The sequence below is a fragment of the Methylobacterium sp. 22177 genome (assembly GCF_052045615.1).
In the GTDB taxonomy this organism is placed as follows: domain Bacteria; phylum Pseudomonadota; class Alphaproteobacteria; order Rhizobiales; family Beijerinckiaceae; genus Methylobacterium; species Methylobacterium radiotolerans.
The window spans coordinates 68,193-88,668 of sequence record NZ_JBQEPK010000007.1; the positions used below are offsets into that span (position 1 = coordinate 68,193).

At 71.7% G+C, this 20,476-nt stretch carries 24 protein-coding genes; 9 read left to right on the top strand and 15 right to left on the bottom strand.

Features of this window, described 5'->3' with window-relative positions; translation table 11 throughout:
• Window positions 1–57: 57 nt before the first annotated feature.
• Both ACTJK8_RS09650 and ACTJK8_RS09655 read right to left on the bottom strand, forming a co-directional pair.
• Complete coding sequence (locus ACTJK8_RS09650; protein WP_024829741.1) at window positions 58–552, bottom strand: DUF192 domain-containing protein; 495 nt, start codon at window positions 550–552, stop codon at window positions 58–60.
• Between the two features lie 149 nt (window positions 553–701).
• Window positions 702–1,262, bottom strand: coding sequence for a cold-shock protein (locus ACTJK8_RS09655; protein ID WP_085985313.1), 561 nt, complete (start codon window positions 1,260–1,262; stop codon window positions 702–704).
• Window positions 1,263–1,660: 398 nt separating this feature from the next.
• Between ACTJK8_RS09655 and ACTJK8_RS09660 the strand changes: the two genes are divergently transcribed.
• On the top strand, window positions 1,661–2,680 hold the full coding sequence (locus ACTJK8_RS09660) for a heparan-alpha-glucosaminide N-acetyltransferase (protein WP_440761836.1): 1,020 nt from the start codon (window positions 1,661–1,663) through the stop codon (window positions 2,678–2,680).
• Window positions 2,681–2,726: 46 nt separating this feature from the next.
• On the opposite strand, the gene efp is transcribed toward ACTJK8_RS09660, so the two are convergent.
• Window positions 2,727–3,350: an elongation factor P gene (gene efp / locus ACTJK8_RS09665; protein ID WP_197739341.1), complete on the bottom strand. Its 624-nt coding sequence runs from the start codon at window positions 3,348–3,350 to the stop codon at window positions 2,727–2,729.
• Between the two features lie 191 nt (window positions 3,351–3,541).
• Here efp and epmA point away from each other — a divergent pair, with 191 nt between their 5' ends.
• The 5 genes from epmA (at window position 3,542) to ACTJK8_RS09690 (ending at window position 7,866) form a co-directional block, all read left to right on the top strand.
• A complete protein-coding gene (gene epmA, locus ACTJK8_RS09670; RefSeq protein WP_440761837.1) occupies window positions 3,542–4,597 on the top strand; it encodes an EF-P lysine aminoacylase EpmA in 1,056 nt (351 codons plus the stop codon).
• Entirely contained in the window at window positions 4,594–5,637 is a 1,044-nt protein-coding gene (locus ACTJK8_RS09675) for a lysine-2,3-aminomutase-like protein (protein WP_063111531.1), read from the top strand. The genes epmA and ACTJK8_RS09675 overlap by 4 nt, the downstream gene beginning before the upstream one ends.
• Window positions 5,638–5,653: 16 nt before the next feature.
• Complete coding sequence (locus ACTJK8_RS09680; protein ID WP_440761838.1) at window positions 5,654–6,265, top strand: glutathione S-transferase family protein; 612 nt, start codon at window positions 5,654–5,656, stop codon at window positions 6,263–6,265.
• Window positions 6,266–6,364: 99 nt separating this feature from the next.
• On the top strand, window positions 6,365–7,015 hold the full coding sequence (locus ACTJK8_RS09685) for a dimethylmenaquinone methyltransferase (protein WP_063111530.1): 651 nt from the start codon (window positions 6,365–6,367) through the stop codon (window positions 7,013–7,015).
• Between the two features lie 5 nt (window positions 7,016–7,020).
• A complete protein-coding gene (locus ACTJK8_RS09690; RefSeq protein WP_116655637.1) occupies window positions 7,021–7,866 on the top strand; it encodes a YdcF family protein in 846 nt (281 codons plus the stop codon).
• Here ACTJK8_RS09690 and ACTJK8_RS09695 read toward each other — a convergent pair.
• The 5 genes from ACTJK8_RS09695 to ACTJK8_RS09715 form a co-directional block, all read right to left on the bottom strand.
• A complete protein-coding gene (locus ACTJK8_RS09695) occupies window positions 7,785–8,111 on the bottom strand; it encodes a DUF3253 domain-containing protein (RefSeq protein WP_440761839.1) in 327 nt (108 codons plus the stop codon). The two genes, ACTJK8_RS09690 and ACTJK8_RS09695, sit on opposite strands and share 82 nt — an antisense overlap.
• Complete coding sequence (locus ACTJK8_RS09700) at window positions 8,108–8,881, bottom strand: DUF599 domain-containing protein (RefSeq protein WP_012319698.1); 774 nt, start codon at window positions 8,879–8,881, stop codon at window positions 8,108–8,110. Before ACTJK8_RS09700 ends, ACTJK8_RS09695 begins: the two co-directional genes overlap by 4 nt.
• Window positions 8,882–8,960: 79 nt before the next feature.
• Window positions 8,961–9,245: an acylphosphatase gene (locus ACTJK8_RS09705; RefSeq protein WP_012319699.1), complete on the bottom strand. Its 285-nt coding sequence runs from the start codon at window positions 9,243–9,245 to the stop codon at window positions 8,961–8,963.
• Window positions 9,246–9,301: 56 nt separating this feature from the next.
• On the bottom strand, window positions 9,302–10,150 hold the full coding sequence (locus ACTJK8_RS09710) for a formate/nitrite transporter family protein (RefSeq protein WP_058606795.1): 849 nt from the start codon (window positions 10,148–10,150) through the stop codon (window positions 9,302–9,304).
• Window positions 10,151–10,296: 146 nt separating this feature from the next.
• Window positions 10,297–10,728, bottom strand: coding sequence for a gamma-glutamylcyclotransferase family protein (locus ACTJK8_RS09715; RefSeq protein ID WP_012319701.1), 432 nt, complete (start codon window positions 10,726–10,728; stop codon window positions 10,297–10,299).
• On the opposite strand from ACTJK8_RS09715, the gene ACTJK8_RS09720 reads away from it, so the two are divergent.
• Window positions 10,727–11,107, top strand: a complete 381-nt coding sequence (locus ACTJK8_RS09720; RefSeq protein WP_440761840.1) for a hypothetical protein — start codon at window positions 10,727–10,729, stop codon at window positions 11,105–11,107. The genes ACTJK8_RS09715 and ACTJK8_RS09720 overlap by 2 nt on opposite strands.
• A 28-nt stretch (window positions 11,108–11,135) precedes the next feature.
• Here the strand turns inward: ACTJK8_RS09720 and ACTJK8_RS09725 are convergent, their stop codons facing one another.
• The 3 genes from ACTJK8_RS09725 to ACTJK8_RS09735 all read right to left on the bottom strand — a co-directional run bounded on the left by ACTJK8_RS09725 (window position 11,136) and on the right by ACTJK8_RS09735 (window position 14,421).
• Window positions 11,136–13,139: an acetyl-CoA carboxylase biotin carboxylase subunit gene (locus ACTJK8_RS09725; protein WP_012319703.1), complete on the bottom strand. Its 2,004-nt coding sequence runs from the start codon at window positions 13,137–13,139 to the stop codon at window positions 11,136–11,138.
• A 100-nt stretch (window positions 13,140–13,239) separates the two neighbouring features.
• The gene (locus ACTJK8_RS09730) at window positions 13,240–13,680 is read right to left on the bottom strand and encodes a hypothetical protein (protein WP_012319704.1); all 441 of its coding nucleotides are present in this window, start codon (window positions 13,678–13,680) and stop codon (window positions 13,240–13,242) included.
• A gap of 162 nt (window positions 13,681–13,842) precedes the next feature.
• Complete coding sequence (locus ACTJK8_RS09735) at window positions 13,843–14,421, bottom strand: L,D-transpeptidase (RefSeq protein WP_024829733.1); 579 nt, start codon at window positions 14,419–14,421, stop codon at window positions 13,843–13,845.
• A gap of 183 nt (window positions 14,422–14,604) precedes the next feature.
• On the opposite strand from ACTJK8_RS09735, the gene ACTJK8_RS09740 reads away from it, so the two are divergent.
• Window positions 14,605–15,534, top strand: a complete 930-nt coding sequence (locus ACTJK8_RS09740; RefSeq protein WP_012319706.1) for a histone deacetylase family protein — start codon at window positions 14,605–14,607, stop codon at window positions 15,532–15,534.
• Between the two features lie 132 nt (window positions 15,535–15,666).
• Window positions 15,667–16,284, top strand: a complete 618-nt coding sequence (locus tag ACTJK8_RS09745) for a LysE family translocator (protein ID WP_024829731.1) — start codon at window positions 15,667–15,669, stop codon at window positions 16,282–16,284.
• A gap of 20 nt (window positions 16,285–16,304) precedes the next feature.
• Here the strand turns inward: ACTJK8_RS09745 and ribB are convergent, their stop codons facing one another.
• From ribB to ACTJK8_RS09765, 4 genes are all read right to left on the bottom strand, one after another.
• Window positions 16,305–17,381: a 3,4-dihydroxy-2-butanone-4-phosphate synthase gene (gene ribB / locus ACTJK8_RS09750; protein ID WP_012319708.1), complete on the bottom strand. Its 1,077-nt coding sequence runs from the start codon at window positions 17,379–17,381 to the stop codon at window positions 16,305–16,307.
• A 32-nt stretch (window positions 17,382–17,413) separates the two neighbouring features.
• A complete protein-coding gene (aroC, locus tag ACTJK8_RS09755; protein WP_029357410.1) occupies window positions 17,414–18,514 on the bottom strand; it encodes a chorismate synthase in 1,101 nt (366 codons plus the stop codon).
• A gap of 115 nt (window positions 18,515–18,629) precedes the next feature.
• Window positions 18,630–19,247, bottom strand: coding sequence for a DUF3578 domain-containing protein (locus ACTJK8_RS09760; RefSeq protein ID WP_440761841.1), 618 nt, complete (start codon window positions 19,245–19,247; stop codon window positions 18,630–18,632).
• On the bottom strand, window positions 19,244–20,377 hold the full coding sequence (locus ACTJK8_RS09765) for an anhydro-N-acetylmuramic acid kinase (protein WP_024829728.1): 1,134 nt from the start codon (window positions 20,375–20,377) through the stop codon (window positions 19,244–19,246). The genes ACTJK8_RS09760 and ACTJK8_RS09765 overlap by 4 nt, the downstream gene beginning before the upstream one ends.
• Between the last annotated feature and the right edge of the window lie 99 nt (window positions 20,378–20,476).

A 20,476-nucleotide genomic window follows, 5' to 3' on the forward strand; every position in this document is an offset into this window, starting at 1 on the left:
TCGGCGGGGGTCAAGGCGCTTGTTCCCGGTGCGTTCGCGAAAGCCCGGAGGCTGGCCTCAGCGGGCCTTGAACATGGCGTGCTCGATCCGGTCTCCGGGCGCGATCCCGAGCTTCGCCGCGGTGCCGGCGTTCAGCTCCAGCACCGCCAGGACCGGGCCGCCCGAGGAGATGATCGCCGTGGACAGGGGCTCGGTATCGGCCGCGATCCGGCTGATGGTCCCGTCGGGGCGGATGAACACCATGTCGAGCGGCAGGTAGGTGTTCTTCATCCACATGGTCACGGGCTGGTCCTGCTCGAAGTCGAACAGCATGCCGTGGTCGGCCGCCATGTGGCGGCGGAACATCAGGCCGCGGGCGCGGGCGGCGTCGTCGCGCATCACCTCGACGTCGAAGCGCTTCGGCCCGGCCTTCGTGACGATCGTCAGCGGCTCCGATCTGGCCGTGGCGGCCCGGGCGGCCGCCTGCGCGACGGCGGCGGGGGCCGGCGCGATCGCGGTCAGGGCGAGGCAGGCGATGGCGGCCGCCCGGGCCGTGCGGAAGAGGGATCTCACAGGCTCATGCCTCTCGTGGGATGGCGCGCGGACCGCGGGGTCCGTCGCCCGGTGATAGACCAGGATGCGCGCGAGGGGAATCCGATCCCGGGTTTTCCGAGCCCCACCAAGGAGATAGGACGCACTGTGCTTGGCGGGAAAACGCGTCCTCAGTGGGACGAGGGCATGGCTCCGTCGATCAGCCGCACCTCGGCCGCCATCACGCCTTTCGAGCCGTCGCCGTAGCGGACCAGTACGGACTCGCCGGGCTTCAGCTCGGCGATACCGTAGCGCCGCAGCGTCTCCATGTGCACGAAGATGTCCGGCGTCCCGTCGCCGCGCGTCAGGAATCCGAACCCGCGGAGGCGGTTGAACCACTTCACGACGGCGGTCTCGAGCCCGCTGGTCGGCGTCACGGTGACGTGCGTGCGCGGCATCGGCAGCTCGGAGGGATGCACCGCCGTCGCCTGATCGAGGGAGATCACCCGGAAGGCCTGCCAGCCGCGGGGCCGCTCCACGGCCTCCACGACGATGCGGGCGCCCTCGCTGGCGGCCTGGTAGCCGTCGCGCCGCAGGCAGGTGACGTGGAGCAGGATGTCGGGCGCGCCGTCGTCGGGCACGATGAACCCGAAGCCCTTCGAAACGTCGAACCACTTGATGCGGCCGGCCACCTCGACGAGGTCGAGCGCCTCATCCTCGTGCTGTCCCGTCTCGCCGGTACGGGCGATCATCCCCCGCTCGGGGTTCTCGGGCCCGGATCCGCGTTCGTCAGACATGGCCGAGCAACCTACACCGAATCACGCCGCGCGCTCTCCCGGGAAGATTAACGAAGTCCTGATGTCCGGGAAGCCCATTTGACCGGCAGAACAGGGCCGCCAAGTTGCAATCTCGGCGCAAGGAGGCCGGATCGCAACAGTCGATCGGTCGCAGGCTACGGCGTGAGCGGTGTTTAAGCGCCGGGACCGTCGAGGGGTTTTCCGGATCCCGCGAGGCCCGCCTCGGCGGCGCGTGCCGGCCCCGGTGGCGTTCACGTTTCTGAGAGCCGCGGCACCCGATTCGGGCCCGGGCGAGCTCTCCGGTGCAGGCCGCGATGGAAAGGGCGGCCCCGACATGGTTTGGGTGAACCATCATGTCCGTCGACGTCACCCTCGATCGCCCCGTCTCCGCGCCGCCGGCCGCGATCCCCTCTCCGCCGCGTCGCCTGCCGGTCATCGACGCGGCCCGGGCGACCGCCCTGCTGGCGATGGCGAGCTATCACACGCTCTGGGATCTCGGTCATCTGCGGCTGACCGCGGAGAACTACGCGCTGACCCCGACGGGACGGCACGCCGCCGAGATGATCGCCGGCAGCTTCCTGGTCCTGGTCGGCGTCGGCCTCGTGCTGATGAACGGTCGCGGGATCCGGCCCCGGCCGACGCTCCTGCGGTTCGCGCGGATCGGCGGGGCGGCGCTCCTCGTGACCCTCGGCACCTGGGTCATGTTCCCGGACGCCTTCGTGTTCTTCGGCGTGCTCCACTGCATCGCGGTCTCGAGCCTGCTCGGGCTGCCGTTCCTCTTCCTGCCGATTCCGGTCACCGCCCTCGCGTCCGTGGCCGCGCTTGCCGCGCCGCACGTCGTGCACGCGCCGATCCTCGACGCGCCGGCCCTGTTCTTCCTCGGCCTGGGCTCGGTCGTGCCGCGGACGAACGATTACGTGCCGCTCTTCCCGTGGTTCGGGCTGGTGCTTGCCGGGATCGTCCTGGGTCGGCTGGCGCTGCCGCGGCTCGCCCGTTCACGTCTGGGAGCCTGGGCGCCGCGCACGCGGCTCGGCCGCGCCGCCACCGTCGCGGGCCGCCACAGCCTCGCGATCTACCTCGTCCACCAGCCGCTGCTGCTGGCGCTGCTGACCGGGCTGGTGACGGTGGTGGGTGCCAATCCGCGCGCCGGGCTGCGGGCGTTCCGCGCCGACTACGTGACGATCTGCGCGCGCACCGGCGGCGAGCCGCCGCTCTGCCGCATCGCGGCCCGCTGCACATCGGAGGCGCTGCTGCGCGAGGATCTGTTCCGGGAGGATGGCCGGCCCTTCAGCGGGACGGAGCGCCTGCGCGCGCAGGCGATCTCGCAGGGCTGCTACGCCACCCTGGAGGCCGCCGCGCGATCCGCGCGGTGATGGCCGGCGTCCGACCTCCCGGGGCCGGCCGCCGGAGGGGACCGGATCAGTCCTTGGCGCGCTCGACGTAGGAGCCGTCGGCCGTCATGACGACGACGCGGGTGCCGGCGGCGATGTGGGGCGGCACGGTCGTGCGCACGCCGTTCGACAGGGTCGCGGGCTTGTAGGACGACGAGGCGGTCTGGCCCTTCAGGACCGGCTCGGTCTCGGCGACCTCCAGGGTCACGCGCTGGGGCAGCTCGATGGTCAGCGGGACGCCGTTATGGACGGAGAGCATCACCGCCATGCCCTCCTGGAGATACGGGGCGGCGTCGCCGACCACGTCCTCCGGCACCGCGATCTGCTCGTAGTTCTCGGGGTTCATGAAGTGGAACCCCTCGCCGTCGCTGTAGAGGAAGGTGTGCTCGCGATCCTCCACGAAGGCGCGCTCGACCTGCTCGGTGGTCCGGTAGCGCTCGGACACCTTCACGCCGTCCGTGATCCGGCGCATGTCGAGCTGGGTCACCGGAGTGCCCTTGCCGGGGTGGATGTTCTCGGCGAACAGGATCACGTAGAGCTTGCCGTCCTTCTCGACGACGTTGCCCTTACGGAGCGTTGAGGCGATCACCTTCACGGAATTGCGTCCTGCATTGACATGGGGGCCGGCACGCGCCAAGCGCGGGCGCTGCATCTCGGACCCCGCCACTATCGCATCTGCGCCGCGGTTGCCAGCGGGCGGGCATGAACCGTCGATGGCAACGCGCCTCGGCCGCGGCGCGTCTCCGCGGTCCGGAGCCAGTCAGGGCCGAGGATGAGAGTGCTCCAGAACGCCACGCCGCCCGGTCGGAGCCGGCCGGTCCCGCCCCGGCGCGGAGGCCGGTCTTGACCGGATCCGCCTCCCCCTGGTGGACGGCCGGTCGCCACGCCGACCGGCGCCCGGCGCTGCTCCTGCGCAACCGCGTCCTCGCGGCGTTCCGCGGGTGGTTCGCGGACCGCGACTTCGTCGAGGCCGAGGCCGCCTGCCTGCAGGTCTCGCCCGGCAACGAGGCGCATCTGTCGGCCTTCGCCACGGAAGCCATCGGGGCGAGCGGCGCCCGCACGCCGCTCTACCTGCACACCTCGCCGGAATTCGCCTGCAAGAAGCTCCTGGCCGCGGGCGAGACGCGGCTGTTCAGCGTCGCCCGGGTGTTCCGCAACCGCGAGCGCGGGCCGCTGCACCATCCCGAGTTCACGATGCTCGAGTGGTACCGGGCCGGCGCCCCCTACACGGCGCTGATGGCGGACTGCGCCGACCTGCTCGCCGGCGCGGCCGAGACCGCCGGCGCCCGCCGCTTCGCCTTCCGCGGCCGGGAGACGGACCCCTTCGCCGAGCCGGAGCGCCTGACCCTGGCCGAGGCCTTCGACCGCTTCGCCGGGATCGATCTCCTGGCGAGCGTCGCGCCGGGCGGCGGGACGGACCGCGAGGCCCTGGCCGCCGCCGTCGCGGGGGCCGGGCTCCGGGTCGCGCCGGACGATACCTGGGCCGACCTGTTCTCCCGCGTCCTCGTCGCGCGGGTCGAGCCGCATCTCGGCCTCGGCCGCCCGACCATCCTGTGCGAGTACCCGATCAGCGAGGCCGCCCTCGCCCGGCCGGCGCCGCACGACCCGCGCGTGGCCGAGCGCTTCGAGCTCTACGCCTGCGGCGTCGAGCTGGCCAACGCCTTCGGCGAGCTGACCGACCCGGCGGAGCAGCGCCGCCGGTTCGAGGCCGAGATGGCCGAGAAGCAGCGCGTCTACGGCGAGCGCTACCCGATCGACGACGAGTTCCTCGCGGCGCTCGCCGTCATGCCGGACGCGTCCGGGATCGCCCTGGGCTTCGACCGCTTGGCGATGCTCGCCTGCGGGGCAAGCCGGGTCGAGGATGTGATCTGGACACCGGTGGCGGAGACGCGGCCATGAACCGGGCGCTGCGCAGCGCGGACGACCTCCTCTCCGCCGGCCTGATCTCCGGGGCGGAGGCCGACGCCCTCGGCGCCGTCCTCGCGCGCTACGCCGTCTCGGTGACGCCCGACATGGCCGAGCTGATCGACCCGCAGGATCCCGACGATCCGATCGGCCGCCAGTTCGTGCCCCGGGTCGCGGAGGCCGTCGCGACGCCGGAGGAGCGCGCCGACCCGATCGGCGATGCCGCCCACGCCCCGGTGACCGGAATCGTGCACCGCTACCCGGACCGCGTGCTGCTGAAGCCGCTCCACGTCTGCCCGGTCTACTGCCGCTTCTGCTTCCGCCGGGAGATGGTCGGGCCCGACGGGCTCGGGACGCTCACCGACGCCGAACTCGACGCCGCCCTCGCCTACATCGCGCAGGACCCGCGGATCTGGGAGGTGGTGCTCACCGGCGGCGACCCGTTCGCGCTCTCACCGCGCCGGCTCGGCGTCATCGCCGAGCGCCTCGCCGCCATCGCCCACGTCCGGGTCATGCGGGTCCACACGCGCGTGCCCGTGGTGAAGCCCGACCTCGTCTCCGACGCCCTCGTCCGGGCGCTCAAGCGGTTCGGGCGCGCGGTCTTCGTCGCCGTCCACGCCAACCATCCGCGGGAATTCACCGCCGCCGCCAGCGCCGCCTGCGCCCGGCTGGTCGATGCCGGCATTCCCCTGGTCGGCCAGTCGGTGCTCCTGCGCGGCGTCAACGACGAGGCCGCAACCCTCGAGGCGCTGATGCGAACCCTCATCGAGAACCGGATCAAGCCGTACTACCTCCACCACGGCGACCTCGCGCCCGGGACGGCCCACCTGCGCACGGACGTGGCCGAGGGGCAGGCGCTGATGCGCGCGCTGCGCGGCCGCCTCTCCGGCCTCGCCCAGCCGACCTACGTGCTCGACATTCCCGGCGGCCACGGCAAGGTGCCGATCGGACCGGGCTACCTGCGCGACACCCCCGACGGGGTGCGCGTGACCGATCCGGGCGGGCAGGACCACGCCTACCCGCCGAAGGCGTGACGGAGACTCTTCGATTATGCGCAGGCTTTGGGGCCGCCTCACCTCGGTGAACGTGCAGAAGGCGGTGTGGGGACTCGACGAGACGGGCTTGCCGTACGACCGGGTCGAGGCCGGCGGCGCCCACGGGGTCGTCAACGACCCCGGCTACCGTACGATGAACCCGAACGGCCTCGTTCCGACCCTGGAAGAGGACGGTTTCGTCCTCTGGGAGTCCAACGCGATCCTCCGCTACCTTGCGGCGACCGGCCCGGCCCTGGCCCTGCCGGCGGATCCGCGGGTGCGCGCCCACGTCGAGCAGTGGCTCGACTGGCAGGCCACGAGCTTCACGCCGGCCATGCGCGACGCGTTCTGGCAGCTCTACCGCGCGGCCGATCCGGACCGCGGCCTGATCGCCGCCTCGGTCGAGAAGAGCGAGGCCATGGCCGAGATCCTCGACCATCATCTCGAGGGCCGCACCTACGTGGTCGGCGACAGCTTCAGCATCGCCGACATCGCCCTCGGCTGCGCGGCGCATCGCTGGCTGAACCTTCCGACCGAGCGGATCGAGCGCCCGGCGCTGCGTCGCTGGTACGAGCGGGTCGCGGCCCGCCCCGGTGCCGCCCGGGCGCTCGGCGAGCCCATCGCCTGACGGTCGCCGCGGCGCCCCGAGCCTTGCCGGCGCGCCCGCGCGATCCACCTTCCCCGACCGCGCCGCCCGGATCCGGACCGGCCTTTCACGGAGCCCTTGATGGCGATCGACCCGACCCTGCGCGACGCGCTCTCCGCCGTGACCCCGGCGAGCCTCGCCCGCGCCCTGGCGCGGGCCGGGGTGAAGGCCTGCACCCCGCACGGTCTCTCGGCGCGGGGGAGCGCGACCGTGGTCGGAGCCGCCTACACGATGCGGATGATCCCGGCCCGCGACGACGCCGCGGGTGATCTCGCCGCCGCCGTCGACGCCGTGCCCGAGGGGGCCGTCGTGGTCATCGATGCGGGATCCTCCGGCCTCGTCCTTCCCTTCGCGGCGATCCTGGCGGCGCGCCTTGCCCAGCGCGGCGCCGCCGGTCTGATCACCGACGCGGCCCTGCCGGAGGAGGTCGGCCTCCCCGCCTGGTGCCGGACGGCCGCGGCCACCGGGGCCCTGGCCCTGGTCGGCACGCAGGAGCGCGTCGCCTGCGGCGGTGCCGCCATCCATCCCGGCGATATCCTGGTCGGCGATACGACCGGCCTCGTCGCGGTGCCGGCGGCGCTCGCCGAGCGCGTCGCCCTGGAGGCCGTGGAGCAGCAGCGCCTCGACCTCTGGATCCAGCGCGAGGTCGAGCGCGGCGCGGACCTCGCGAGCCTCCTCCCGCCGGACGCCGCGGCCCTCGCCCGGTTCGAGGCCGAGACGAGGCCGGCCTGAGCCCCGTGTTCTTCCCCGCCTCGAAGGTGATCTTCTTCCTGATCACCCCGTCGAATTTCTGCATCTTCGCGATCCTGCTCGGGATCGCCGTCGCGGCGGTGACGCGCTGGCGGAGGAGCGGTCTCGGCCTCGCGCTGCTGGGCAGTTTCCTGCTCGGCGCCGCCGGACTGGCGCCCCTCTCGGACGTGGCCCTGATCCCGCTCGAGCAGCGCTTCCCGGCCTATCCGGACGACGGCCCGGCCCCGACCGGGATCATCGTGCTGGGTGGCGGCATCGAAGCGGGTCTGTCAGAGGCGCGTCGCCAGATCGTCGTCAACGATGCCGGCGAGCGGCCGATCTACCTCGGCGACCTCGCCCGGCGCTACCCGGCGGCACGGCTGATCTTCTCCGGTGGCAGCGGCTTCATCGCGGGCGGCATGGCCGAAGCCGACATCGTGAGCCGGCAGGCGGACGTGATCGGCGTGCCGCGGACGCGCCTGATCCTGGAGAACCGCTCGCGCAACACCCACGAGAACGCCGCCTTCTCGGCGGCCCTGGTGAAGCCGAAGCCCGGCGAGCGCTGGCTGCTCGTGACCTCGGCCTGGCACATGCCTCGGGCGGTCGGCTGCTTCCGCCAAGCCGGCTTCACGGTGGACGCCTTCCCGGTGGATTACCGGACCCGCGGCTGGAGCGACGTCGCGCACTTCCACGGCTTCGCGTCGGACGGGCTGCTCCAGTTCGATTTGGCCGTCAAGGAGTGGATCGGCCTCGTCGCCTATCGCCTGTCCGGCTACACGCCGGACTGGCTGCCGGGCCCGGATGCCGAGGGGGCTTCCGAGGCCGCGCCGGAGACCGGCAGCGACAATCGGTAGATCCCGCGGAAATCGTCCGGGTCGACGGGTCTCCCCTTCCGCAGGATCGCGATCTGTCCCGCGTGGGCCAGTCGCACCGCGACCCGTCGCACGGGCTGCGTCAGCGGACCCCAGCCGTCCGGGTGCGGGCCGCCGAGGGCGCGGGCGACTTCCGAGGGACAGACGGTCTTGTCGGCGCCGCGCTCGGCCACGAGGCGCAGCATCGTCGTCTCGATCGCGGCGTCGTCGGGTCGTGGGTCGGTCATGTGCGGGCCTCCTCGGCGGGCGACAGGAGCGGAGCCTCGAGCGGCCCCTCGTGAGGTCCCTCCCCGGCTTCCAGGAGCGCCTTGCGGATCTCCGAGGCGAATTGGCGGCGCCACATGATGATCACGACGGCGGTCGTCGAGACGAACAGCACGTAGGGGCTGATGAACCAGCCGAGATAGGCGAGCGCGAAGAAGAACGCCCGCTGCCCGCGGGCGAAGTGACGCCCGGCGCTGACGTTCATGGCCGCGAGCCGCCGCACCGCCCGCAGCATCTCGATCTCGCTCGTGCCGGATCCCTTGTGCGGCACGGCGCCGAGCAGGATCGCCGTGTAATTGAACAGCCTGTAGGCCCAGGCGAATTTGAAGAAAGCGTAGACGAAGATCAGTGCGAGGCCGGCGACCTTCAGCTCCCAGGTCAGGCGGTTGGCCGCCGTCCCGAACGGCAGCGTGGCGAACAGGTTCAGGACATCGTCCCCGGAGCGCGACAGGGTCAGGACCGAGCCCAGGGCGATGAGCGAGGTCGAGGCGAAGAACGCCGTGCCGTTCTGCAGCGAGGCGTTGATCTGCGTGTCGACCACCCGGTTGTCGCGGCCGATGACCTGGCGCGCCCAGTTGGCCCGGTGGCCGTTCATGATCTGGCTGAGGGAGACCATCCTGCCGCGCAACCGTCCGACGGACAGGCCGTAGGCGATCCAGGCGAGGATGAAGTAGAGCAGCGCCGCGAGATCGAGGTGCGAGAAGGCGGCGCTGCCGGCGGACAGGTCGGTCATGGTCTCCGGATGGCGGATGCGTGAAGGGGCGGTCCGCCATACCAGTCCGCGGGCGCGCGCTGAACCCGCGGCGCCGTTGTCAGTCGCGCAGGATCCGGAACGCGCCGCCGGTCGGCACGTCGCCGCCGTCCCGCGCGGTCACGTCGGCCACGCGCGCGCCCGGCGGACCCGACCGGCACAGGGCCTCCATCTCCGCCACGGCCTCCGGCGCGCCGCTGAAGACCGCCTCGACCGAGCCGTCGTCGCGGTTGCGCACCGTGCCGGCGAGGCCGCGGGCGCGGGCCTCGGACTGCGTCCAGGCCCGGTAGGACACGCCCTGGACGCGACCGGTGACGATGACGGAGATCGTCCGGGTCTCACTCATGCGGGCGCGGTCTCGTCTGACGGGGCCCGCGCCGGGCGGCGCGGGCCGGTGGGGCCTTACTCGGCCGCGATCGGGCGACGGACGCCGGCACCCAGGGTCTGGCTCCGCGTCGCGCCGGTGCGGACATGGGTGGAGTAGAGCATCAGGCCGGTGAAGGCGATGCCGCCCACGATGTTACCGATCAGCGTCGGGATCTCGTTCCAGAGCAGGTAGTCCATGACCGTCAGGTGGCCGCCCATGAGGATCGCCGACGGGAACAGGAACATGTTCACCACCGAGTGCTCGAAGGTCATGAAGAAGAACACCGTGATCGGCATCCACATGGCGATGACTTTGCCGGGCACCGAGGTCGACAGCATGGCGCCGATGACGCCGGTCGAGACCATCCAGTTGCACAGCATGGCGCGGACGAAGAGCGTCAGCATGCCGGAGGCGCCGTACTTCTCGTAGCCGAGGGTCCGGGCCTCGCCAATGCCGGCGATGAGCTTGCCGACGGCGTTCGGCTCGGTGGCGAAGCCGAAGGTGAAGACGATCGACATCATCACCGCCGTGGTCAGGGCGCCCGCGAAGTTGCCGAAGAAGACCAGCACCCAGTTGCGGGCGACGCCGGCCACGGTGACGCCGGGGCGCTTGTCGATGAGGGCGAGCGGGGTGAGCACGCAGACGCCGGTGAACAGGTCGTAGCCGAGCAGGTACAGCATCGAGAAGCCGACCGGGAACAGCAGGGCCGCCACCAGCGGCTGGCCGGTCGTCTGATTGATGGTCACCGCGAAGGCAGCGGCGAGCGCCAGGATCGCGCCGGCCATGTAGGCCCGGATGAACGTGTCCTTGGTGGCCATGAAGACCTTTGCCTCACCGGCATCGACGGCCTTCTTCACGAAATCGGCGGGCGCCAGATACGACATGCACAACTCTCCCTCGCGGGCGCACGCCGATCGTCGTTGACCGACGGGCGCGCCGCGCAATCACGGATGGCTGGCCGGGCGCGGTGCTGCCGTTCGCCCCCCAGCTCGATCGTGGGCAAGCATGTCGCGTACCAACTGCGCGGCGCTCAGGCCGGCAGGCCGCGGGCCCAGGTGCCGAGCTCCCGCAGATAGGCCGGGGGCAGCTGCGCCGCGCGCCCCGCCGCGACGACCGCCTCCAGGTATCCGGGCCGCGGGCGGCCGGGCGCGGTCGAGCACCCGCGATAGATCAGGGCGCGCTTGACGCCCTCCCCCGTGCGGACCGGGAGCGCCGCCTTGGTGTAGAGGCCGCCGGCGACGCCCTCGTAGCGGTCGAGCGCCGGGACGTCGTCAACAGCCAGCTCCCACAAGACGCCCCAGACGGTGCGTCGGGGATCGGGCACCACGGACGCGTAGCCCTCGCGCATGATGATGAAGCGGTGGCGCGGCAGATGTCCGCCGCCGATCAGCCGCGAAACCGGGCAGCGCAGCGCCATCGCGGCGGCATCCATGTTGGCGCCGTAGGCGAAATAGAGGGGCATGCAGCCGCGATTCGTTGGCCGAGCTTCCGGCTTATTGCACAGACCCGCGCGCGTCGCGCTGCGCGGACCACCCGATGGCGCGCACGGCCGCAGCGGCGAGCACCAGCGTGACGGCGCGACTCACGCATGTCACGACGATCTCGCCCGAATACAGGGTCTGATGCTTCGAAGCACGCGCCTCCCGGCCCGAGGCCGGGGCATCGCCGCGCAAGGCCAGATCGCCGCGAAGAAGGCGGTCGCCGGCCGCAGGGCAGGCGCATCCGCGATCCCGAAGCTCAGGGCGGTGATCGGCGTGACGAAGCCGATCACCGCGGACGCGACGGCGATGGTGCGCGGCGCCGGCGCCGACGCTCTCGTCTGCGCGTCGCGAACGCAGTGAGGGCCGGGAGCGCGACGCGCGCCGGCGATCAGGCGAATTCCAGGATCACCGCGTCGACGGCGAGGCTGTCGCCCTCCTTGGCGTGGATCTTCCCCACCGTGGCGTCGCGCTCGGCGCGGAGCACGTTCTCCATCTTCATCGCCTCGACGACCGCGATCGGCTCGCCGTTCTTCACCTCCTGGCCCTCGGTGACGAGGATCTGCTTCACGAGACCGGGCATCGGGCAGAGCACCTGCTTGCCCGAGCCCGCCTGCTCCTTCACCGGCATCAGGGCGGCGAGTTCCGCTTCGCGCCGGGTGTAGACCCGGGCCTCGGCGGCCGCGCCGGCATGCTGCAGGAACACGCCGTTGAGGAGGCTGCGCACCTGGATCGCCACCCGCTCCGAGCCGATCGTGCCGATCCAGACCGGCTCGCCCGGGCGCCACGCGCTCGCCACCGTGAGCGCCGCGCCGTCGTCGCGCGTGACGAGGATGTCCTCGCCCTCCGGCTCGACCGTCACCGGGAAGGCCTGGCCCGCCAGGATCACGACGCGCTCACGCTCGAAGGCGAAGAGGCCGGGCGCGCGCATCTGCCCGGAGATGCCGCGCTTGCGCTGGTTGAGCTTGTGGTCGATGGCCGCCGCGGCGGCCATCATGCGGACCGCCACCGGGCCGGCAGGCTCCGGCGCCGTGAAGCCCTCGGGGAATTCCTCGGCGATGAAGCCTGTGGACAGCCGGCCCTCCTGCCAGCGCGGATGGGCCATCAGCGCCGAGAGGAACGGGATGTTGTGGCGGATGCCGTCGATTGCGAAGGCGTCGAGGGCCTCGGCCTGGGCAGCCACCGCCTCCGCCCGGGTCGGCGCCCAGGTGACCAGCTTGGCGATCATCGGGTCGTAGTGGATGGCGATCTCGCCGCCCTCCTCCACGCCGGTATCGTTGCGCACGATCGCCGTGCCCTGCTGGCCCTCCTCCGGCGGACGGTAGGTGGTCAGCCGGCCGATCGAGGGCAGGAAGTTGCGGGTCGGGTCCTCGGCGTAGACGCGGCTCTCCACCGCCCAGCCGTTCAGCTTCACGTCGTCCTGGGTGATCGGAAGCTTCTCGCCGGCCGCGACCCGGATCATCAGCTCGACGAGGTCGAGGCCGGTGATCATCTCGGTGACCGGGTGCTCGACCTGCAGACGGGTGTTCATCTCCAGGAAGTAGAACGACTTGTCCTGCCCGGCGACGAACTCGACCGTCCCGGCCGAATCGTAGTTCACCGCCTTGGCGAGCGCGACCGCCTGCTCGCCCATCTTGCGGCGGGTCTTCTTGTCGAGGAGCGGCGACGGCGCCTCCTCGATCACCTTCTGGTTACGGCGCTGGATCGAGCACTCGCGCTCGCCGAGGTAGACGACGTTGCCGTGCTTGTCGCCGATCAGCTGGATCTCGATGTGGCGCGGGTCGGTGATGAACTTCTCGATGAAGACCCGGTCGTCGCCGAAGGAGGAGGCCGCCTCCGACTTCGCGCGGGCGAAGCCCTCCGCCACTTCCTCGCCCGAGTAGGCGATGCGCATGCCCTTGCCGCCGCCGCCAGCGGACGCCTTGATCATCACCGGGTAGCCGATCTCGTCGGCGATCTTCCTGGCGTGCTCGGGTGATTCGATCACGCCGAGGAATCCCGGAACGGTCGAGACCTCGGCGGCGGCTGCCGCCTTCTTCGACTCGATCTTGTCGCCCATGGCGGCGATGGCCCCCGGGTTCGGGCCGATGAACACGATGCCGGCGGCCTCGAGCGCCTTCGGGAAGGCTTCGCGCTCGGAGAGGAAGCCGTAGCCGGGATGCACGGCCTGGGCGCCGGTCTTCTTGCAGGCCTCGACGATCTTCTCGATCACGAGGTACGATTCGGACGCGGCAGCGGGCCCGATATGCACGGCCTCGTCGGCCATGGCGACGTGCACGGCGTCGCGATCGGCATCCGAGTAGACCGCTACGGTCTTGATGCCCATCCTCCGGGCCGTCTTGATCACCCGGCAGGCGATCTCGCCCCGGTTGGCAATCAGGATCTTGTCGAACATCGCTGGCGCACTGCTTTCGAGATCGCCGGATTGCGCACCGGCTTGACTGTCCCGATAGATCAGTTGCGCCGCGGACGGAAGCTGCGCCTTGGTCTGAGGCTCAGGCGGCCAGGGCGAAGGTCATGCGGGGGGCCTGGGCCGTGTCGCGGACGCGACGGTTGGCCTCCAGGGCGAAGGCGACCAGCGATTCGGCGCTGCTCTCGGCCTCGCGGACCACTTCCATGGCGATCCGGGCACCCACGGCGCTCGGGCCGTCGCGGCCGCTGAGGGAGGCGGCGAGCCACGCGGCGACGTCGCGGTCGATGTAGCCGGTCGGGCGCGAGCCCCACACCGCGAAGTCGACGACCGAGGCGACCAGGAAGTCGGCGAAGGCGTCGGAGCCGATCACCGCCCGCTCGAGGGCGATCAGCAGGTCGGCGTCCTCGCGGCTCATCAGGCCGTCCGGGAGAACTTCGCGCTTCAGGACGAGCAGGTCCTCGTCGCTGATCGTGCCGGCCGAGACAGCATGGTTGCAGAACTGTTGAACGGAAATGGTGGTCATGATCGCCTGCCTCCCCGACCTTTGTTGCGGTCGGCTCTAGTCCCTGTGTGTCTTCAACTTACGGGACCGCCCCCCTTCCAGAGGTTAATGGCGAGATCTGAACGGAAGTTCAGGTAAACACCCCCCGAGCAAGCAGGCTTATTGGGACGTTGACCGGTTGCGTTACCGGACGATGACCGTGGCCCCGACGGGGACCCGGTTGTAGAGGTCGACCACGTCGATGTTGCGCATCCGGATGCAGCCGGAGGAGACCGCCTGACCGATCTTCTCCGGCTCGTTGGTGCCGTGGATCCGATAGAGCGTGTCGCGGCCGCGATCCGACAGGTACAGGGCCCGGGCGCCGAGCGGATTCATCGGGCCGCCCTGCATGGCGTGGACGTGCGGCCAGCGCTTGATCATCTCGGCCGGCGGATTCCAGGCCGGCCATTCCGCCTTGCGGTCGATCCGGGCGGTGCCGGTCCAGCCATAGGCCTCGTCGCCCACCGAGACGCCGTAGCGCATCGCCCGGCCGTTCGGCAGGACGAGGTAGAGCTGGCGCTCCTTGGTCTCGACCACGATCGTGCCGGGCGCCTCCCGGGTCGGGTCGGCGATCTCGTAGCGCGCGAAGTGCGGATCGAACTCGGCCTCCGGGACGAGGGCCATGTACTCGGCGTCGCGGGCCGAGAGGGCGGGATCGGGCACGCCCTTGAAGGTGCAGCCCGCCAGGAGCAGGGCGCAGCCGAGTACCGAGATGATGCGCATGTCCCGCCTCGAGGATCGTCGCGGCCGCGGACGGAGGATCGGCGATCCGGATCCGTCCCGTTGACGAATCGCGCAACCATAAGGGGGCAACGGCACCCCGCCGTAGTCCGCGCGTTGGGCCCGTGGCACATTGCCGGCTCCTGTTGCCGGTGCGCGACAGGCGAGCATCCGGGAGCGACCCTCGTGACCACCCTCTACGTGAGCCATCCCGCCAGCTTCGATCACGAGGTTCCCGAGGGGCATCCGGAGCGGCCGGCCCGGATGCGCGCCGTGGAGCGGGCCCTGGAGGACGAGCGCTTCGCCGGACTCGTGCGGGCCACGGCGCCCCGCGGCGAGATCGAGGCCGTCACCCTCGCGCATCCGCGCGCTTACGTGGACGCCCTGGTGGCGGCGGTGCCCGAGCACGGCATGGTCGGCATCGATTCCGACACGATCCTGTCGGCGGGCAGCCTGGAGGCGACGCTCCGCGCGGTGGGCGGAGGGATGCACGCGGTCGACGCGGTCGTCGGCGGCGAGTGCCGCAACGCCTTCGTGGCCATGCGCCCGCCCGGCCACCACGCCGAGCGGACCCGCGCGATGGGCTTCTGCCTGTTCAACCACGCCGCCATCGCGGCCCGCCACGCCCGGCAGAAGCACGGCGCCGAGCGGGTGGCCCTGGTGGATTGGGACGTCCACCACGGCAACGGCAGTCAGGACATCTTCTGGAACGACGCCTCGGTGCTCTACTGCTCGACTCACCAGATGCCGCTCTATCCCGGGACCGGGTCGCCCTCCGAGCGCGGCGAGAAGGACACGATCGTCAACGTGCCGCTGCGGCCGAACGACGACGGCGAGGTCTTCCGGGAGGCCTTCGAGACCGGAATCCTGTCGCGTCTGGAAGCCTTCCGGCCCGACGTCATCGTGATCTCCGCCGGCTTCGACGCGCACAAGCTGGATCCTCTGGCCAACCTGCGCCTCGAGGCCGAGGATTTCGGCTGGGCGACCCGCCGCCTGATGGACCTCGCGGAGCGCTGCGCGGGCGGCCGGATCGTCTCGATCCTCGAGGGCGGCTACAGCCTCGAAGGGCTCGGCAAGTCGGTGGCGGCCCATGTCGACGCCCTGATGGGGCGCTGACGCGGCCGTTGCGGCCGTCCGCCGGCAAGCCATAATCGGCGGCTCGGGGGAGATCGCAGCCATGCCGCCACGGAACCGAACGATGCCGCCGGTGCATCGGCGCGCCCCCGGCGCTGGCGCCGGTTCGGGGCGATGACGCCGGCGGGATTCCTGACCTACGCGCTCGCCCTCGGCGTCGCGGCCGCGATCCCCGGGCCCGGAATCGTCGCCCTGGTCGCCCGGGCCCTGGGCGCGGGCTTCGGCGCCGCAATGGCTTTCGCTGCCGGCCTGATCCTGGGCGACCTGACGTACCTGGCCGCCGCCATCTTCGGCCTGTCGCTCGTCGCCGAGGCGTTCGGCGCGGTCTTCGTCGTCGTTCGCTACGGTGCGGCGCTCTACCTGGCCTACTTAGCGTGCCGCCTCTGGCGCGCGGCCGGAGCGGGGGCCCGGGTCGAGGCAGCGGCCCGCGACCGGCCGCTGGCCAGCTTCGTCGCCGGGCTGACCGTCACCCTGGGCAACCCGAAGACGATCGTCTTCTACCTCGCGATCCTGCCCACGCTCGTCGACCTGCGCGGCGTGACGGCGGCGGATTTCGCCACCCTCGTCATCGTCACGGCCGCGATCCTGCTCGCCGTGACGACGCCCTACGCGGCGCTCGCGGCGCGGGCGCGCGAGTCGCTGCGACGGCCGGCTTTCCGCGCGCGGCTGAACCGCGGTGCCGCCGCCATCATGGCCGGCGCCGCGGTCTGGACCGTCCTGCGCCGCGCTTGACCGGGCGTCCCGGTCCTGCCTCAGCCTTCGAGAGGCTCGTCGCCCAGGAGCTCGATGCCGAAGCCCGAGAGGCCGACATAGGAGCGCGACGAGGTCGCGAGGTTGCGGATGGAGACAACACCCAGATCGCGCAGAATCTGGGCGCCGAGCCCGATCTCGCGCCATTGCCGCGCCCGCAGCGCCTCCGTCCCCTCCTCGGTGACGTTCTTGACCGGCACGCCCGCGGTTCCGTCCCGGAGATAGACCAGCACGCCGCGGCCGGCGGCCGCGAAGCGCTTCAGCACGGCGTCGATCTGCTTGCCGCCGCCGATCACGTCGGCGGCGACGTTGGAGCGGTGCAGGCGCACCAGCACGTCCCGACCGTCGCCGATCTCGCCCATCACGAAGGCGAATTGCTGGATCGACTCGAAGGGCGTCGAGAACACGTAGGCGTTCACGTCGCCGTGGTTCGAGCGGACCGTGAAGTGGCCGACCCGCTCCACCAGCCGGTCGCGCGCCTGTCGGTAGGCGATGAGGTCGGCCACCGAGACCTGCTTGAGGCCGTGCTTCTCGGCGAAGGCCTCGATCTGCGGCCCCTTCATCACCGTACCGTCGTCGTTGGCGAGTTCGCAGATCACGCCGACGGGCGGCAGCTCGGCGAGGCGGCACAGGTCGACCGCCGCCTCCGTGTGGCCCGAGCGCATGAGCACGCCGCCGTCGCGGGCGATGAGCGGGAAGACGTGGCCTGGCCGCACGAAGTCGCCCGCGCCCATGTTGCCGTTGGCGAGCGCCCGCACCGTGTTGCAGCGCTGCTCCGCCGAGATCCCCGTCGTCAGGCCGTGCTTGACGTCGACCGTGACGGTGAAGGCCGTGCCCAGGGGGGCGTCGTTCGACGCCACCATGGGCGCGAGGTGGAGCCGCCGCGCCTCGCTCTGCGTGAGCGGCGCGCAGACGATGCCGCAGGTGTTGCGGATGATGAACGCCATCTTCTCCGGCGTGCAGAGCGAGGCTGCGACGACGAGGTCGCCCTCGTTCTCGCGGTCGTCGTCGTCGGTGACGACCACGATCTCGCCGCGGGCGAAGGCCGCGATGGCCTCTGTGACGGAGCAGTGGGGCACGGGCATTCTCGAATCGTTGGGACGGACCCGGATCAGGGCTGGGATCCGACCTGTCCGCGATGGCGCAGATAGTGATCGGCCAGCACGCAGGCCATCATGGCCTCCGCGACCGGCACGGCGCGGATGCCGACACAGGGATCGTGCCGGCCCTTGGTGACGAGATCCACCTCGGCGCCGTCGCGCGTGACCGAGCGGCGCGGCGTCAGGATCGAGGAGGTCGGCTTGACGGCGAAGCGCACCACGACCGGCTCGCCGTTGGAGATGCCGCCCAGGATGCCGCCCGCGTGGTTCGCCAGGAAGCGCGGCCGGCCGCCGTTCCCGGCGCGCATCTCGTCCGCGTTGTCCTCGCCGCGCAGGGTTGCCGCGGCGAAGCCGTCGCCGATCTCCACGCCCTTCACGGCGTTGATCGACATCATCGCGGCGGCGAGGTCCGCGTCCAGCTTGCCGTAGACCGGCGCGCCGAGGCCGGGCGGCACGCCCTCGGCCACGACCTCGATGACGGCGCCGACCGACGAGCCGTCCTTCCGGAGCCCGTCGAGATAGGTCTCGTAGAAGGAAGCCGTCTCGGCATCGGGGCAGAAGAACGGGTTGTTGCCGACCGCGTCCCAGTCCCAGCGGGATCGGTCGATGGCGTGCGGGCCCATCTGCACCAGGGCCGCCCGGATGGTCACGCCCGGAATGACCTTGCGCGCCACGGCGCCGGCCGCGACCCGCGCGGCGGTCTCCCGCGCCGAGGACCGGCCGCCGCCGCGATAGTCACGGATGCCGTACTTCACGTCGTAGGTGTAGTCGGCGTGGCCGGGACGGTAGCTGTCGCGGATCTCCGAGTAGTCCTTCGAGCGCTGATCCGTGTTCTCGATCATCAGCGCGATCGGCGTGCCGGTGGTGAGCTGGCGGCCGCCGGTGCGGTCGTCCGCGAACACGCCGGACAGGATCTTCACCTGATCGGGTTCGCGGCGCTGGGTCGTGAAGCGCGACTGGCCGGGCTTCCGGCGATCCAGCTCGGCCTGGATCTCCTCGGCCTCCAGGGGCAGGCCCGGGGGGCAGCCGTCGACGACGCAGCCGAGCGCGACTCCGTGGCTCTCGCCGAAGGTCGTGACGCGGAACAGGTGGCCGAAGGTGTTGTGCGACATGGCGCGGCTGCCTTAGCGCGGGAGCGCCGGGGGCACAAACTTGGTCCGTGCAGGGCGGCCGGGCAGACGCGCTGAGGCTGCCGCGCTCGGCGACGGGCCGGAGCGGCCTGAGGCCTCATGGTGCCCTCGGCGGACCGGGCAGATCGAGCCCGCCCCGCGCCTTCAGCGCCCGGTACGCCGCGACCGCCGCGGCGAGATCCCGGCGCAGCCGGCGCTCGTCGCCGAGATCGGCCAGGTCGTAGGTCAGGCCGAGGATGTGGGCGGCCTCGTAGCCCTCCGGCAATTCGCCCGCGCTGCCGAGTGTGATCGTCGCGTGCGGCAGCGCGCCGGCGAAGTCCGAAAGCCGCGCCCGCAGCGCCGCGCCGCTGGTGCGGAGATGGGTGCCGGCCGCCGCCGGGCCGTGGCTCCGGATCGCCGCCACCGTTCCCTGCGCCAGCGAGAGGTGCACCGCCTCGCGATGCGCGGGGAACAGGTAGACGAGGTAGTAGCCCCGCGTCGCGCTGGTGGTGACGGCGGGATCGAACACGGCGATCCAGGGGACCGCCGCCCACTTGCTCCCGCGCCCCGGGCTGCCCTTCACGAGGAACGGCCCGTCGATCGGCGCCAGCGCCGCGCGCAGCTCGTCCGGCGCGCCCTTGCGGATGACGGTGGCCAACGGGTGGCCGGCCGGCGGATCGAGCCGGGCGAGCGGGTACTCCTCGACGATCCGCCGCAGCGCGTAGCCGAGGCTCACGGCCGCGCCAGCACCCCGCCGGTGATGGCCTCGCGCACCCCGGTGGTCGACGGGAAGGTGATCGGCAGGCCGCGGAGCGAGCGCACCGCCAGGTACGCGAAGGCCTGCGCCTCGAGGTAGGCGGAGGACCAGCCGATCGCGTCCGCGGTCGTGATCTCGGCGCGCAGGTGGTAGTTCAGGAGGCGCACCAGCTCGCCGTTGCGGGCGCCGCCGCCGGCCACGATCCAGCGGGTCGGGACCTCGGGGGCATGGTCGAGGGCGCGGGCCACGGCCCGTGCCGTGAAGGCCGTCAGCGTCGCGGCGCCGTCCTCGGTGGAGAGCTGGCCGGCGAGCTTGTGGGAGAACCAGTTCCGGTCCAGCGACTTCGGCGGCTTGCGGAAGAAGAACGGGTGGGTGAGGAGCCAGGCCAGCAGCTGCTCGTCGGGCCGTCCGCGGGCAGCGGTGCGGCCGCCGTCGTCGAGGTTCTTGCCCTCGCGCTCCTGCATCCACTCGTCGATCAGCGCGTTGCCCGGTCCGGTGTCGAAGGCGATGACGCCGCCCTTCGAGTCGATCAGCGTCGCGTTGGCCACGCCGCCGATGTTGAGGATGCCGAAGGGCCCGTCGAAGCCCGACGCCTCGGCCAGCGCCTTGTGGAACACCGGGACCAGCGGCGCCCCCTGCCCGCCCGCCTCGATATCGGCCCGGCGCAGGTCCGCTACGACCGGGATGCCGAGCCGGGTCGCCAGTGCCTGGCCGTCGCCGATCTGGATCGAGATCCGCTGGTCCGGACGGTGGATCACGGTCTGCCCGTGGAAGCCGATCACGTCGATCTCGGAGGCGGTCAGGCCGTGCTCCTCCAGGAAGCGCTCCACGGCCTCGGCGTGGGCGAGGGTGACGAAGGCCTCGGCTTCCGGCAGTCGCCCGGGCCGGTCGCCGGGATGGAGCACGGACTCGGCGTCCTTGGTGGCGGCGCGCAGCAGCGTCTTCTCGTCGTCGGCGTAGCCGCGGTAGCCGGTGGGCCCCAGCGGCTCGAGGAAGTTGTTGTGGCCCTTGACCACGTGGACCCGCTCGCCGTCGGTCTCGATCAGCGCGATGTCCACGCCGTCCAGCGAGGTGCCGCTCATCAGTCCGATCGCGCGCATCATCGCCATGCCGTCCTGCCCCGTGCCTTTCGGCCAACGCCCTGCTAAGAGCGCGCCGTATCCTGAACCCAGCGCGAGCTAGCATGCGGGGCCTCGGCCTGTCGCGCC